Raw genomic sequence first — 14,309 nt, 5'->3', positions numbered from 1 at the left:
AATGGAAATTAAAAGCTATTTAATAGGGCCTTTTACGCAACTTTTGTCCATGGATAAGCTGCCTGTAAAGGGGGCATTGCGGGATGCGCAATTGGAAATTATACAGCATGCAGGGATATGGGTAGAGGATGGTGTTATTCGACAAGTCGGAGATTTTAAGCGTTTAAGGGATGCTGTACCTGCTGATTTAGAAATCGTATATATAAATTACAATGCGGTATTGCTACCCGGTTATATCGATTGCCATACGCATATTGCTTTTGGTGGTTCACGTCCGAATGATTTTGCCTTGCGGAATAGTGGCAGTAGTTACCTGGATATTGCTGCTGCTGCGGGTGGGATTTGGAGCACCGTATCGCATACCCGCGCCTTAACCGAGGATGAGCTTGCTGCTATTACCGTAAAACATAGCTTAAAATTGGTGCAGCAGGGGGTTACGACTATAGAAGTGAAAAGCGGCTATGGTCTTACCGTCGCCGAGGAGCTGAAAATACTGCGTGCTATAAAGAAGGCCAACGCAGGAACTTCGGCAGATTTAATAGCGACCTGCTTGGCGGCGCATATGTGCCCTAAGGATTTTAACGGTTCTCCAGAGGAGTATTTAGCGGATATCGCTGCTCTACTGTTTCCGCAACTTATAGAACAGCAATTGACGCATAGAATCGATGCGTTTATTGAAAAATCTGCCTTCACTGCTGAGCAAATAAGACCGTATTTAAGGAAAGCCCAGGCCTTGGGTTTTGATATTACCATCCATGCCGATCAGTTTACCGCTGGCAGCAGTATCGTTGCGGTTGATTTTAATGCCCGCTCTGCGGATCATCTGGAAGCGTCTACAGATCGCGAAATTCATTGCCTGGCCAATTCGGATACGGTTGCTGTAGCCTTACCGGCGGCATCCCTCGGTTTGGGCGATCGTTTTACACCAGCACGTCGTTTATTGGATGCGGGGGCCGCATTGGCTATTGCGAGTGACTGGAATCCGGGATCGGCGCCAATGGGGCAGCTGATGACTTCTGCCGCTATCCTGGCGGCGCAGCAAAAGCTTTCGAATGCCGAGGTATTGGCGGCGCTAACATTTCGCCCGGCTTGTGCGTTAGGCCTTAACGATCGGGGAAGGATTGTACGGGGTATGAAGGCCGACTTTATGCTGTATGCAACAGACAACTACCAGGATATAACCTACCTGCAGGGGGCGTTACAGCCTCAGGAGGTATGGAAAAATGGGGTGCAGGTATTTACTAAAAATAAAATCTTATGACAAACTTTCAACAGCTTATTTTACAAGGAATACCCGCCGTGCTACCGCCGAAAGTGGCGGTTGATGCTACCCTAAGCCATGCGCCAAAGCGTAAGGTGATATTGTCGTTGGCGGAGCAGAAATTGGCGCTTCGAAATGCTTTACGTTATTTTCCACAGGCATGGCATGCCGAATTAGCGGCTGATTTTCTGGCGGAGTTAAATACCTATGGACGCATTTATATGTATAGGTTTAAGCCTGGTTATGCCATTTATGCGAGACCGCTTAATGATTATCCTGCACAGTCGCAGCAGGCTGCGGCAATTATGCTGATGATTCAAAATAATCTCGACCCTGCAGTGGCGCAACATCCCGCAGAGCTTATAACATATGGTGGTAATGGTGCCGTTTTTCAGAATTGGGCGCAGTACCTCTTGACGATGCAGTATTTGGCGACCATGACCGACGAGCAGACCTTGCATATGTATAGTGGTCATCCTATGGGGCTTTTCCCTTCCAGTACTGCGGCACCACGGGTCGTAATAACCAATGGTATAATGGTGCCCAACTATTCCAAACCCGATGATTGGGAGCGTTACAATGCTTTAGGTGTAACGCAATATGGGCAGATGACGGCGGGTTCGTATATGTACATCGGTCCGCAAGGTATTGTCCATGGTACAACCATCACGGTGATGAATGCTTTTCGTAAGACGTTAAACAATGGAGATACTTCCGAAGGGAAAATCTTTTTAACCTCTGGTCTTGGTGGCATGTCGGGGGCGCAGCCTAAAGCCGGTAATATTGCCCGCTGTATAACGGTATGTGCCGAGGTAAATCCGGAGGCAGCGACAAAAAGACTACAGCAGGGCTGGGTTGATGAGCTGATCGAGGATATTGATATGCTGCTAATTCGTGTAGGTCAGGCGGTGCAGCAGAAGGAGGTGGTGTCTATTGCCTACCTGGGTAATGTGGTGGAGGTATGGGAGCGGTTTTATATCGACAATATACAGGTAACGCTGGGCTCCGATCAAACTTCGTTACATAACCCGTGGTCGGGGGGCTATTACCCGGTTGGGTTGTCCTTTCAGGAAGCCAACGAAATGATGGCTGAACGTCCGGATGATTTCGCTGTTGCCGTAAAGCAGTCCTTGATACGGCATGTGGATGCGGTTAATAAACATGCCGCCCGGGGTACCTACTTCTTTGATTATGGAAATGCCTTTTTATTGGAAAGTAGTCGTGCGGGTGCAGCCGTCATGGCAGAGGATGGTATAAACTTCAAGTACCCTTCATATGTGCAGGATATTTTAGGGCCGATGTGTTTTGACTATGGATTTGGCCCTTTTCGCTGGGTGTGCACCTCGGGGAAATCCGCTGATTTACGTAAAACGGACAAGATTGCCTATACCGTATTAGAAAACCTCAAGGCCGAGGCATCCCCAGAAATACAGCAACAGATGCAAGATAATATTACTTGGATTTTGGATGCCCATAAGAATAATCTCGTGGTGGGCTCCCAGGCGCGTATTTTGTATGCCGATGCTATCGGGCGTATGCGTATTGCTGAAGCCTTTAATACGGCAATACGGAAGGGGGAAATTTCTGGTCCTATAGTGCTTGGGCGTGATCATCATGATGTTAGTGGTACAGATTCACCTTATCGGGAGACTTCTAATATATACGATGGCAGTAAGTTTACGGCTGATATGGCTATGCATAATGTTATAGGTGATAGCTTCCGTGGTGCCACCTGGGTGTCTATTCATAATGGGGGTGGTGTTGGCTGGGGGGAGGTCATAAACGGTGGTTTTGGCATGCTCTTGGATGGAAGCCAGGCGGCGGCGGATAGATTGAAGCAAATGCTGTTTTTTGATGTTAATAATGGTATCGCTCGTCGGGCTTGGGCCCGTAATAAAGAGGCTCAGCAGGCATTGGAGGCTGAACTTGCACGTACACCGACATTCCGGGTTACCAGGGCAAATAGGGTAGAAAACAGCATTATTGAGGATTTGTTTAAGGGGGGGTGACGTATGAATGATGGGTATACAGCAGGGGCTAGTGATTATTGGACGGGGCGTGTCGATGGTACGGCGGCGGCCTATAGGCGCTGGCATCAGGTGGTGCAATGCTTACCGCTAACTGCGTTACAACCGTTGCCTAAAGCGGTAGCTTTTTTAGGTTTTGTTAGCGATGAAGGGGTGCGGCGAAATCAGGGGCGTGTGGGCGCTGCAGAGGCTCCTGCGGTGTTACGTTCGGTTTTGGCTGGTTTACCTGTGCATTTTAATGCTGCTTTACAACTTTTGGATGTCGGTGATATTCGCTGTCAAGGTACAGACCTGGAAAGTGCCCAACAGCATTTGGCCGGCGCTGTTGAGGCTATCGTAAGATCGGGGGCTTTCCCGCTCTTACTTGGAGGTGGCCATGAAATTACTTTCCCTCATTTTTTAGGTTTGAAAAATGCTACCCGAAAGCGTATTGGCATTATTAATATCGATGCGCATTTGGATATTCGGCAACCTTCGGATGGGCGGCCTAACTCGGGTACAGGTTTTTACCAAATTTCACAACTTCTATCCAACGAACAACAGCCTTTTTCTTATCTAGCCATCGGTATTCAGCAAATCGCTAATACTGCCGCGTTGTTTCAATATGCCCAACAAAAAGGAGTGCAAATTATTGGGGCCGATGCAATCCATCCTAAAAAGGTAGCAGCCATAAAGAAAAGTATACGTGATTTTGCAGCTACAGTGGATTATGTGTACCTCAGTATCGACATGGATGCCTTTGCAGCGCCCTTTGCTCCGGGAGTTAGTGCGTTAGCATTTAACGGTATTATTCCAGATCGATCCTTTTGGCGGGTATTTAAGGTGATAATTAATCTGCCCAATCTTATTGCTGTGGATATTGCTGAACTTAATCCTGCTTTGGATATTGACAATCGAACGGCACGTTTGGCTGCGGATTTAATTTTTAAAATTGTGCAGCAGCGCTGATTCCCTTAATACTTAACCTAGATTAAGTGGTTTTCTTTTTCCTTTTCGTATTTTTAATCTGTTAAATTAGAATTACTAAACATTTTAAATTCCAGATATGTCGAATATTGATTTTATCCAAGAAGAGAAGGCTGCAAACATCGGTAATTTTATGGTCGGAAGGCTACTTCCATTTAGGCAAAAACGTAGCATAGGCCCTTTTGTGTTTATCGACCATATGGGACCGGTTTGTTTAGCCGATCATGAAAATTTAGATATTGGTCCGCATCCGCATATCGGACTTTCTACCTTAACCTACCTTTTTGAAGGTTCGATTTTTCATCGCGATAGTATCGGTTCGGCCATGGAGATTAAACCCGGTGCTGTAAATTGGATGACTGCAGGTAAGGGGGTTGTACATTCTGAGCGTACGCCAGAATATTTACGTCAAAAGGATAAATTTATGCATGGCCTCCAGATTTGGGTGGCGCTACCAAAAGAATTGGAATTTATTGACCCTTCCTTTCATCATATTGAGGCGGCAGATATTCCGGCCTGGGAAAAAGATGGTGTAAGTTATAAGCTGATTGCAGGGGAGGCCTTTGCAAAGAAATCTCCGGTACCTGTACATAGCAAATTGTATATGATTGAGATTAAAAATAAAGATCAAGAGGCATTAATCGATATCCGTGGCGAGTTGTATGGCGAATCTGGCTTATATATTTTGGAGGGCGAAATTGAAAGTAATGGTTTTGATTATGGTCCGAAGCAAATTCTGATTACTCAGGATGCGCATCTTTGTTCTTTTACAATGAAACCTAATACCAGTGTTTATATTTTTGGGGGCGAACCTTTCCCGGAAGAGCGATTTATCTTTTGGAATTTTGTCGCTACGCAAAAAGAGACCATAGAAGAGGCTAAGAAACGCTGGGCGAACCATGCCTTTCCTCAAGTTCCGGGCGATGATGGCTATGTGCCACTACCTTTGCCAAGAACAAAGGATGAGTAGGCTTGCTCCGAATTTGTATTAATAATAAGAGGTTTACCCCATTTATAGACTCCTAATTTGTTTAGTTAGGGGTTTTTTTTGTGTTTTTTGCCTGCTGTTTAAATTACTAGTTATTTATTTATTTATTTATTTCTGTTACTAGCGCTATTTAATTTTATTAGGCATTATAAACGCTGAACTGTAGTGTATTAAACCTGGTCAGTGTTAAATAATAGTTAAATAATAAAGGAATAGAATTCAAATTACTAAACTTTCGTAGTTTTGTGGGCTTGAATACAAGACTAGCCAGTATTTTATGAATAAAAAACTAATCAAACTCGCATTTTTAGGTGTCGCTATGCTGTTGAGCGTAGGCCTATATGCACAAACTAAACTCTCCGGATCTGTCGTCGATGGTAGCGATAATGGCAAGTTGGGAAAAGCTGCGGTGGTGCTGCTAAATCCAGTAGATTCCATCCTTATTAAATTTGTTCGTAGTCAGGAGAATGGATCTTTTACTTTTCCGACACTAGCGCATGGAAAGTATACACTTATTGTGTCTTACCCCCAGTATGCCGACTTTGTGCAGGAAATCGAACTTACTGAGGAGGACAAGAATCTGGGGCAAATAAAACTCTCTAAAATGGCGCTTTTAATAGATGAAGTGATGGTTCAGGGGCGCATTCCTGTTGTCATTAAGGGGGATACTGTGGAATATGATGCTGCCAGTTTTAAGGTGGATAAGGATGCCAAAGTAGCGGATTTATTAAAGGTCTTGCCGGGAATTACCATGGATGCTAGTGGTAAAATAACTGCTCAAGGAAAGGAGGTGAAGAAAATATTGTTGGATGGCGAGGAGTTTTTTGGTAACGATCCGACCCTAATAACGAAGAATATCCGTTCGGATATGGTTAGTAAGGTGCAGGTGTATGAAAAAAAATCAGAAATGGCGGATCGTACTGGGATAGACGATGGCGAGCGTACACAAACTATCGATATTAAACTTAAGGAGGGTAGTAAGAAGGGTATGTTTGGCGAAGCAACAGCGGGATATGGTACCGATAAGTATTATGCAGGAAAGGCTATGCTCAATAAATTTAAGGCTGCACAGAAGATTTCTGTTTATGGTATCGCAGCAAATAATGGTTTGGTAGGCCTTGGTTTTGAGGCTTCCGAAAAATACGGTATGAGTTCCAGTACAGTAAATGTTATGGACGGTGGCGGGTTTTATATTAGCAGGGAAGATTCTGGTGATGGTACAGACTCCTGGTCCGGTGATTTTTCGGGCAGGGGTATTCCTCGGGCCTTAAATATGGGGGCCGCGTATTCGGATAAATTTAAGGAGGATAAACATAAAATTAATGTGAGCTTTCGGCGTAATCAGATGGATGTGAAGAACACTAGAAACTATCTATCTCAAAATAATCTGCCCGATATCGCACGACTTAATACATCAATTACCGAATCGGAAAATAATAATAGAAACAATATAGCGAATATGCGTTACGATGTTAAAATGGACTCCTTAACCGAAGTAACGCTAAAAATGGGGTATAATCGCTTAGATAGTGATAATGAGTTGGAAACGAATGGCGAAGAGCGTAACCTTAGCGATAGTTTAATTAATAAAACTTTCAATCAAAATAAGGGTAATATAATTAAGGAAAATTTAAATGCCGACGTGCTTATAACGCGGAAGTTTAAAAAGGATAAACGTTCTATTACCTTCAATGCAAATGTTAATTCGGGTAGAAATCATGGTGATGCGCAATACAGGGCTAATACTTTCTTTACTGCCGACAGTACAACGATGCGTATTGATCAGGCCAAAAGAGACCGTGAAGATAAACTGAGCTGGCGGTCTGCATTGACATATTCCGAACCGCTATCTAAAAAGATTACGGCTTCTTTGGGATATAGTCTGGAATCTGATGTGAATAAAACCTTGAACCAGTCGTTCAATTATAACGCGGCGACGCAGGAGTATGATATTTTGGATGAAAACCTACTCAATGACTTTAAAAGTAGTAGCCTGAAACAGATGATAAATGCGGGGTTAAATTTTAAATCTGAAGTATGGACCATAAATTTGAGTAACCGATTGGATTTTGATAATTTACGTCGGGATTATAATACACCCAATAAAAATCTACACCGCGACCAGGTCTCGGTACTGCCAAATTTTTCTGCACAGTATAAAATCGATAAAAACACCTCCCTACGTTTTAACTACTCAGGTAGGTCTGTACAACCTTCTTTAACACAGATTGAGCCCTTAAAACAAAATGCACAGCAGCTGGTGGAATATATCGATAACTTTGATTTAAAGGCGGGTTTTTCGAATACTATATCCTTAGGGTATAATACCTATAGACCTCTTAAAGACAAAGGGATTTATACAAATGTTAGGTTTAGTCAGCTCGAAAATCCTATAACCTCCAAGATTGTTTATGATAAAAATACAGGTAAGCAACAGGTATCGTTTGTAAACTTGGATAAAAGTAATTGGAATGGTAATGCTTGGGCTGGATATTACACGCCCTTGATAAAAAATTGGGGGTTGAATTTAGAGATCGGTGCCAATGCAAATTATGCCATAAACTACAATTACTTAGCCCTAAATGGTGGTAACGCCGATAGGAATAAAAATACGTCAATAACCATGTCGCCAACAATCGGTTTTAATAGGTCTAAGGCTAATAAGATAGACTTTTATGTATCTATAATGCCCGGTGTACAGGTGCTGAATTCAAGTTTGCAGCCTAACCTAAACAGTACGGCATTTTTCTTACGTAGTTATGGTGATTTTATGTATTACTTCCCCAAGGATTTTAAAATTCAATTGGGTATTGAACAAACGCATAACGCCGCAACAAAAACGCTTAAAGCAATTGATATGATAAATTCGAGCGGGTATATTTCGAAAAAATTCTTAAAGGATAAGTCGTTGGAAACGCAGTTATTCGTGAACGATATTTTTAACCGTAATAATGGGCTTCAGCGTACACAGCAAGGAAATTTATTCGTACAAGAAAGCAACCAGGTATTACGTAGGTATATGATGATAAAGGTTATTTATAATTTTACAACAATAAAAGGAGGAAGCTAGTATGCAGCTAAGGTATTTAATTTTGTTATTATTTTTTTTGGGTACAGCGATGCAGCTTCGGGCGCAGTATGCCTTTTTTCCTAACAGTGGAACGGTAACCTATGAAAGACGTTTTCATATAGTTAATTTTTTGAAACGCAATTACCTCAATAAGGTTGACCTGGATACTTGGGATAAAATGTATGTAGACAATGTTATTAAAAATGGACCGAATGAGGTGGTCACAAAACATACGCTGAGTTTCTTTAATCAGGAAACTTTGTTTGAATCGACCAAAGAGGATTATCCTTCCAATTATTCCGCCGCTTTAAGGTATTTGCCTGTTTTTAATGAATCGAAAACATATGTGAATTATCATAAAGGTACCTTCCAGAAATTGCTGCCTTTTGGGGCAGATGAATTGTTATTGGCGGATAGCATTCCTACCGTACGCTGGCGTTATACTGATGAGTATAGGAATATTGCTGGATATGAGTGTAGAAGAGCAAATGGGCTTGTTCAGGACTCGATTTATGTCGTAGCCTTTTTTACCAACCAAATTGATATTCCTGGAGGCCCCGAATTGGTTCAAGGGCTGCCCGGGTTAATTTTAGGCGTATCCATTCCTACGCTTAATATAAATATGTTTGCTACGAAAGTGGAGTTAACTAATACCCCTGTTTCATCCGTATTGACTAAAAAGAAAAAGGTCGTACCAGAGAATAAAGAACAGGTTACCAAAAAATTAAAAGCAACAGTTTATGATTGGTATACGGAGGAGAAGTTTCAAAAACAAATGAGTAAAGTGTTGTTCTAAAAGTTTAGTATGCCTTATAAACGGCTGCCTACCTTTTATTGCTTCTCTTTTGGACGTGTAAAAGGTAGGCAGTCGTTTTTAGTATTCTTTACCCCATTCAGCCCATGAACCATCGTAAACTGCCAGGTCTCTGATGCCTGTATGGTAGGCAGCCAAAGCGAGGATAGCTGCTGTAACACCCGAACCGCAAGTAAATATATTGTGGGTTTCTGCACGTATATGTGCAGCAAATATTTCCTTTAGCGCTGCTTTGCTTTTTAAATAAGGGCCATCCAGTACCTCCTCGAAGGGCAGATTGGTAGATCCGGGAATATTTCCAGATCGTAAACCAGCTCTAGGTTCTGCTGTAGTGCCCATAAACCGGCCTGTTCCACGTGCATCAGTAATCCGTATGTTTGGGTTATGTAGTTTCTGATATAAGGAACTTTTAGATTCAAACCAGTTGCTTTGAACCGCCGCCTGGAAATTTCCAGTTCTCGTCGCTTGCCTATGTCGAGCTACTGTCGGCAGCCCTGCTTCCTTCCAAGCGATTATTCCACCATTTAACACATATACCTCCTTATGCCCCATGTAGCGAAACATCCACCATGCCCGTGGCGACGAATACAGCCCCCACCGATCGTACAATACTATCGTAGTATCGCTGTTAATACCTAATTTCTGTACCTCCCGGGTAAAAACTGCTGCAGATACCATTGTATGAGGCAGGTTGGAGCTGGCATCGGAAAATACACCTTCAATTGGAAAAAATAAAGAATCTGGAATTAATTCAATAAGGCTTTTATCCAAAGGCTTGTTAACTTTATCTATGCTGCAATCCAAGAAAACAAGCTTCCCTTGTTCCATTTGTTGCTGTATTTCGTTGAGTTCTAGTGTCACTATGAAACGTTAAATATGAAAACTTTACAAGAATAGACATCTGCTAAAGTCTATATTTTTTTTAATTTCTCCAAGGGTAGAATTTCTTAAATTTTTATTTCCTGTAATACCTTGTTTATGACTAGCAAGGTTTTATCGATCTCCTCAATGGTAACCGTAAGATGCGGTCGGAAACGTATGCTTCTTTCGCCACACCCCATTATCAGAAGTTGCTGTTTAAAAGCAGCTGCAATAAAACCGTCTCTACGTGCCGAATCTGGAAAATCAAATGCTGCCATCAGCCCTTTCCCGCGCGCATTGGTGAGTAAAGGAAATTTTTGGGTTAATAGGATAAGTTTTTCCAGCAGATATTTACCCTTTTCTTCGGCCGCCGTGACTAAATTTTCTTTTTCTATAACTTCCAGAATAAGTTTAAAACGCAGCATATCGACCAAATTACCACCAAAGGTCGAGTTAATACGGCTTGACTCCTTAAAAACATGCCGATCTACACGGTCAAATTTTTCCCTATTGCCTAAGATACCACACACCTGTGTTTTCTTGCCAAACGCAAGGATATCTGGTACAATGCCATAATGTTGATACCCCCACATTTTCCCCGTCATGGCAATACCGGTTTGAACCTCATCAAGAACAAGGAGAATATCATTTTTATCGCAGATATCCCGGAGCATCTGGAAAAACTCTTTTCTAAAATAATTGTCACCCCCCTCGGCCTGTATGGTTTCGAGGATGATACAAGCTATACGATGCGGATGATCTGTAATAGCCTGCTCAATTTCTGCCATGGCCTTTTTTTCCAAGGCTAATGTGTCCGCTAAATGATCCTCCGTCAAAGGAAATTTTAAAGACGGGTTAGTAATCCGTGGCCAGTCAAATTTCGGGAAATACATGTATTTCCTGGGGTCGTTTGTGTTGGTAAGGGATAAAGTATAGCCCGACCTGCCATGGAATGCTTGCTTAAAATGAATAACCTGGTCAGCTTCCTGGGATATCCCTTTGGACAGATTTAACCGTGTTTTCCAATCGAATGCCGCTTTAAGTGCATTTTCTACAGCCAAAGCACCACCGTCAATAAAAAAGCAATAGTCCAATTCCCGCGGCATGGCCACCCGCGCGAAGCAGTCTAGAAAGTCGGCATACACATCGGTATAAATATCCGATAAAGCGAGCTTATTAATTGCTATATCAGTCAATTGATGAGCATTTTCAAGTATATAAGGGTGGTTATAACCTATAGGGGAGGAGGCAAACATACTGAACATATCTAAATATGCGGTGCCATTTTTATCCCTCATATAAGAGCCTTTAGATTGCGTTAAGTCCATTTCTATGGGCATCCCATCGGCGAGTATATGTTTGCTTAAGCGTTGTTGAATATCTCTCATAATTTTTATCTTTTGGGTTTACAAGCTTTAAAAGTTAAATTTTATTCCCTGCGCTAGGGGCAAACTACTGCTGTAGTTTATCGTGTTGGTCTGTCGGCGCATATAAACTTTCCAAGCATCGGATCCCGATTCTCGCCCCCCACCCGTTTCTTTTTCGCCCCCAAAGGCACCTCCAATTTCGGCACCTGAAGTCCCAATATTAACATTGGCAATACCGCAATCAGAGCCGTTATGGCTTAAAAATAGCTCTGTTTCACGGAGGTTATTACTCATAATTGCGGATGATAGACCCTGTTTAACATCGTTTTGTATGGCTATAGCATTTGACACATCGCCAGAATATTTTATTAAGTATAAAATCGGAGCGAAGGTTTCCTGCTGTACAATAGCGTAGTGGTTATCTACCTCGGCAATAACGGGCCGCACATAGCACCCACTTTCGTAACCCTTACCTGAAAGCACTTCGCCTTGAACGCATATTTTTCCACCTTGTTCCGTGATTTTTTGTAATGCCTCGCTGTAGTTTCGTACGGCTTGGGTATCAATCAATGGGCCCATATGGTTCTTACTATCCAAGGGGTCGCCAATCGTTAATTGGCTATAGGCATCTATTAAAGATTTTTTAACGGTATCGTAGATACTATCATGTACGATTAATCTGCGCGTGCTGGTACAGCGCTGTCCTGCAGTGCCCACAGCGCCAAATACGGCACCTATAATTGTCATTTTGAGGTCTGCACTCGGGGTAACTATAATCGCATTGTTGCCCCCCAATTCCAGTAAACTTTTCCCCAACCGTTGTGCCACCACGGTTGCAACCTGTTTTCCCATAGCCGTAGATCCTGTAGCCGATACCAATGGTATGTGAATATCATCTGCAACCCATCTACCAACCTCAGCAGCACCCGTTACAAGATTTGATATCCCTTCGGGTAAATTATTGTTTTTTAATATGTCTCCTATAATTTTTTGACAGGCTATGGCGCATAGTGGTGTTTTTTCGGAGGGCTTCCATACCAAAACATTACCACATACCAATGCTAGTGCCGCATTCCACGACCATACGGCAACGGGAAAGTTAAAGGCTGTGATAATACCGACGATGCCTAGCGGATGATATTGGTCGTACATACGGTGGTTAGGGCGCTCCGAGTGTATGGTATTACCATATAATTGACGAGAGAGGCCTACCGCAAAATCGCAGATATCAATCATTTCCTGCACCTCACCAAGACCTTCTTGGTAAGACTTCCCCATCTCATAGGATACTAGTTTCCCTAAAACAGGTTTCAATTCCCGGAGTTTATCGCCCAATTGTCTAACAATTTCGCCGCGCTTTGGAGCGGGAACATCACGCCATAACAGCTTCGCCTGCTCCGCTTCAGCAATAACATTTTCATATTCTTTTCGGGTTGTAGTAGCGACGTTGGCAATGTGCTTGCCATTTGTGGGAGAGATAGAAGCTATGTGCGGTCCTGTTGCAAACCAGCTGTTGCCAATCGAGGTGCCTAAATTCTCCGATAATATCCCTAATGTTTTTAATTCTGTATTTGTCATAAAATTGTTTATAATATTCGATATGTTCTTAAATATAGCGAATAAAAAATATAAAAATGCTATATATTATGAATTATCCCTATTTTTACAAGTAACCAATCTGTAAACATATGGCGGTAGATTATTATAATTTAGATGATGTATTGGGCGATGAGTACCTTTTAATTCGTGCGGCAACGCGTGCTTTTATAGAAAAAGATATCGCTCCCGTAATGGATAGCTATGCACAGGCGCATGAACCTATTCCAGATTTAATGCGGAAATTGGGTGATATTGGTGCTTTAGGCCCTTTTATTCCTACCGAATATGGTGGTGCAGGATTGGATTATATGGCATACGGCCTTATTATGCAAGAGCTAGAAGCCGGTGATTCTGCCATCCGATCGGCTGCATCGGTGCAATCGTCCTTGGTTATGTTCCCTATTTATACCTTTGGTTCTGAAGAACAGAAACGGAAATATTTGCCCTTACTCGGAAAAGGGGAGTATATTGGTGCCTTTGGTTTAACGGAACCCAACCATGGTTCTGACCCCGCGCATATGGAAACTAAACTGTTGCGTGATGGTACAAATAAGGGGTACATCCTTACAGGAACAAAGATGTGGATAACGAATGCACCGATATGCGATGTTGCGGTGGTATGGGCGAAGGATGAAGCTGGGAAGGTTCGGGGGGTGATTGTGGAAAGGCAAGATGCAGGGTTTAGTACCCCCGAGATTGCAAACAAGTGGTCTTTACGTGCCTCCTTAACAGGGGAGCTGGTATTTGATCAGGTGCATATTACTGAAGACCGTTTGTTGCCGGGTGTTTCTTCCATGCGTGGCCCTTTGTCGTGTTTGAATTCTGCCCGCTACGGTATAGCGTGGGGAGCAATTGGTGCAGCAATAGACTGTTATCGTATAGCCTTACAGTATGCACTGGAACGCAAGCAATTTGGTAAGGCTATTGCCTCCTTTCAGTTGCAGCAGAAAAAACTAGCGGAAATGTTGACCGAAATTACAAAAGCACAGTTGTTGGTATGGCGTCTTGGACAACTACGGAATACCAATAAAGCCACGCCGCAACAAATTTCTATGGCCAAACGTAATAATGTGTATATGGCACTGCAAGTGGCACGCGATGCCAGGCAGCTGCTCGGGGCAATGGGTATTGTTGGTGATTATCCGATAATGCGACATATGATGAATCTGGAGTCTGTGATAACCTACGAGGGCACACATGATATACATTTATTAATAACCGGGCAGGATATAACAGGCATATCGGCTTTTTAAAGTTTGTTTAGATGGCTATACGTAGTTTTTCATTTTATTCCGTCTCATTTTTAGCAGGTTAAGCTTATATTAAAAAATATACGCAGCAAAGGCTTGGAAGTAA

At 42.7% G+C, this 14,309-nt stretch carries 10 protein-coding genes; 7 read left to right on the top strand and 3 right to left on the bottom strand.

Going from position 1 to position 14,309, the window contains the following annotated elements:
* The first annotated feature begins 1 nt into the window (after window position 1).
* The 6 genes from hutI to ACL9RF_RS16660 all read left to right on the top strand — a co-directional run bounded on the left by hutI (window position 2) and on the right by ACL9RF_RS16660 (window position 9,108).
* Window positions 2-1,261 (top strand): imidazolonepropionase, encoded by a 1,260-nt coding sequence (gene hutI / locus ACL9RF_RS16685; protein WP_422801778.1) that lies wholly within the window; start codon window positions 2-4, stop codon window positions 1,259-1,261.
* Window positions 1,258-3,270: a urocanate hydratase gene (locus ACL9RF_RS16680; RefSeq protein WP_422801777.1), complete on the top strand. Its 2,013-nt coding sequence runs from the start codon at window positions 1,258-1,260 to the stop codon at window positions 3,268-3,270. The genes hutI and ACL9RF_RS16680 overlap by 4 nt, the downstream gene beginning before the upstream one ends.
* 3 nt (window positions 3,271-3,273) lie before the next feature.
* Window positions 3,274-4,236 (top strand): formimidoylglutamase, encoded by a 963-nt coding sequence (gene hutG, locus ACL9RF_RS16675; RefSeq protein ID WP_422801776.1) that lies wholly within the window; start codon window positions 3,274-3,276, stop codon window positions 4,234-4,236.
* 97 nt (window positions 4,237-4,333) lie between these two features.
* Window positions 4,334-5,224: a pirin family protein gene (locus ACL9RF_RS16670; protein ID WP_422801775.1), complete on the top strand. Its 891-nt coding sequence runs from the start codon at window positions 4,334-4,336 to the stop codon at window positions 5,222-5,224.
* Window positions 5,225-5,519: 295 nt separating this feature from the next.
* Window positions 5,520-8,312 (top strand): outer membrane beta-barrel protein, encoded by a 2,793-nt coding sequence (locus tag ACL9RF_RS16665; protein WP_422801774.1) that lies wholly within the window; start codon window positions 5,520-5,522, stop codon window positions 8,310-8,312.
* Window positions 8,313-8,334: 22 nt separating this feature from the next.
* Window positions 8,335-9,108, top strand: a complete 774-nt coding sequence (locus ACL9RF_RS16660) for a GLPGLI family protein (RefSeq protein WP_422801773.1) — start codon at window positions 8,335-8,337, stop codon at window positions 9,106-9,108.
* 78 nt (window positions 9,109-9,186) lie between these two features.
* Here ACL9RF_RS16660 and ACL9RF_RS16655 read toward each other — a convergent pair whose 3' ends face one another.
* The 3 genes from ACL9RF_RS16655 to ACL9RF_RS16645 form a co-directional block, all read right to left on the bottom strand.
* Window positions 9,187-9,987 (bottom strand): sulfurtransferase, encoded by an 801-nt coding sequence (locus ACL9RF_RS16655; protein WP_422801772.1) that lies wholly within the window; start codon window positions 9,985-9,987, stop codon window positions 9,187-9,189.
* A gap of 86 nt (window positions 9,988-10,073) precedes the next feature.
* Entirely contained in the window at window positions 10,074-11,375 is a 1,302-nt protein-coding gene (gene lat / locus ACL9RF_RS16650) for an L-lysine 6-transaminase (protein ID WP_422801771.1), read from the bottom strand.
* Between the two features lie 27 nt (window positions 11,376-11,402).
* Window positions 11,403-12,932 carry an aldehyde dehydrogenase family protein gene (locus tag ACL9RF_RS16645; RefSeq protein ID WP_422801770.1) on the bottom strand — a complete coding sequence of 510 codons (1,530 nt, stop codon included), beginning with the start codon at window positions 12,930-12,932 and terminating at the stop codon, window positions 11,403-11,405.
* 110 nt (window positions 12,933-13,042) lie between these two features.
* Here ACL9RF_RS16645 and ACL9RF_RS16640 point away from each other — a divergent pair, with 110 nt between their 5' ends.
* Window positions 13,043-14,206 carry an acyl-CoA dehydrogenase family protein gene (locus ACL9RF_RS16640; RefSeq protein WP_422801769.1) on the top strand — a complete coding sequence of 388 codons (1,164 nt, stop codon included), beginning with the start codon at window positions 13,043-13,045 and terminating at the stop codon, window positions 14,204-14,206.
* The last annotated feature ends 103 nt before the right edge of the window (window positions 14,207-14,309 follow it).

Origin of the sequence: Sphingobacterium sp. Mn56C (assembly GCF_049319645.1) — a bacterium.
GTDB lineage: Bacteria > Bacteroidota > Bacteroidia > Sphingobacteriales > Sphingobacteriaceae > Sphingobacterium.
This window is presented reverse-complemented; position numbering and strand designations above follow the sequence as displayed.

Coding starts and splice junctions, on each gene's coding strand:
- hutI (WP_422801778.1), top strand. CDS start 2: ATGGAAATTAAAAGCTATTTAATAGGGCCTTTTACGCAACTTTTGTCC.
- ACL9RF_RS16680 (WP_422801777.1), top strand. CDS start 1,258: ATGACAAACTTTCAACAGCTTATTTTACAAGGAATACCCGCCGTGCTA.
- hutG (WP_422801776.1), top strand. CDS start 3,274: ATGAATGATGGGTATACAGCAGGGGCTAGTGATTATTGGACGGGGCGT.
- ACL9RF_RS16670 (WP_422801775.1), top strand. CDS start 4,334: ATGTCGAATATTGATTTTATCCAAGAAGAGAAGGCTGCAAACATCGGT.
- ACL9RF_RS16665 (WP_422801774.1), top strand. CDS start 5,520: ATGAATAAAAAACTAATCAAACTCGCATTTTTAGGTGTCGCTATGCTG.
- lat (WP_422801771.1), bottom strand. CDS start 11,375: ATGAGAGATATTCAACAACGCTTAAGCAAACATATACTCGCCGATGGG.
- ACL9RF_RS16645 (WP_422801770.1), bottom strand. CDS start 12,932: ATGACAAATACAGAATTAAAAACATTAGGGATATTATCGGAGAATTTA.
- ACL9RF_RS16640 (WP_422801769.1), top strand. CDS start 13,043: ATGGCGGTAGATTATTATAATTTAGATGATGTATTGGGCGATGAGTAC.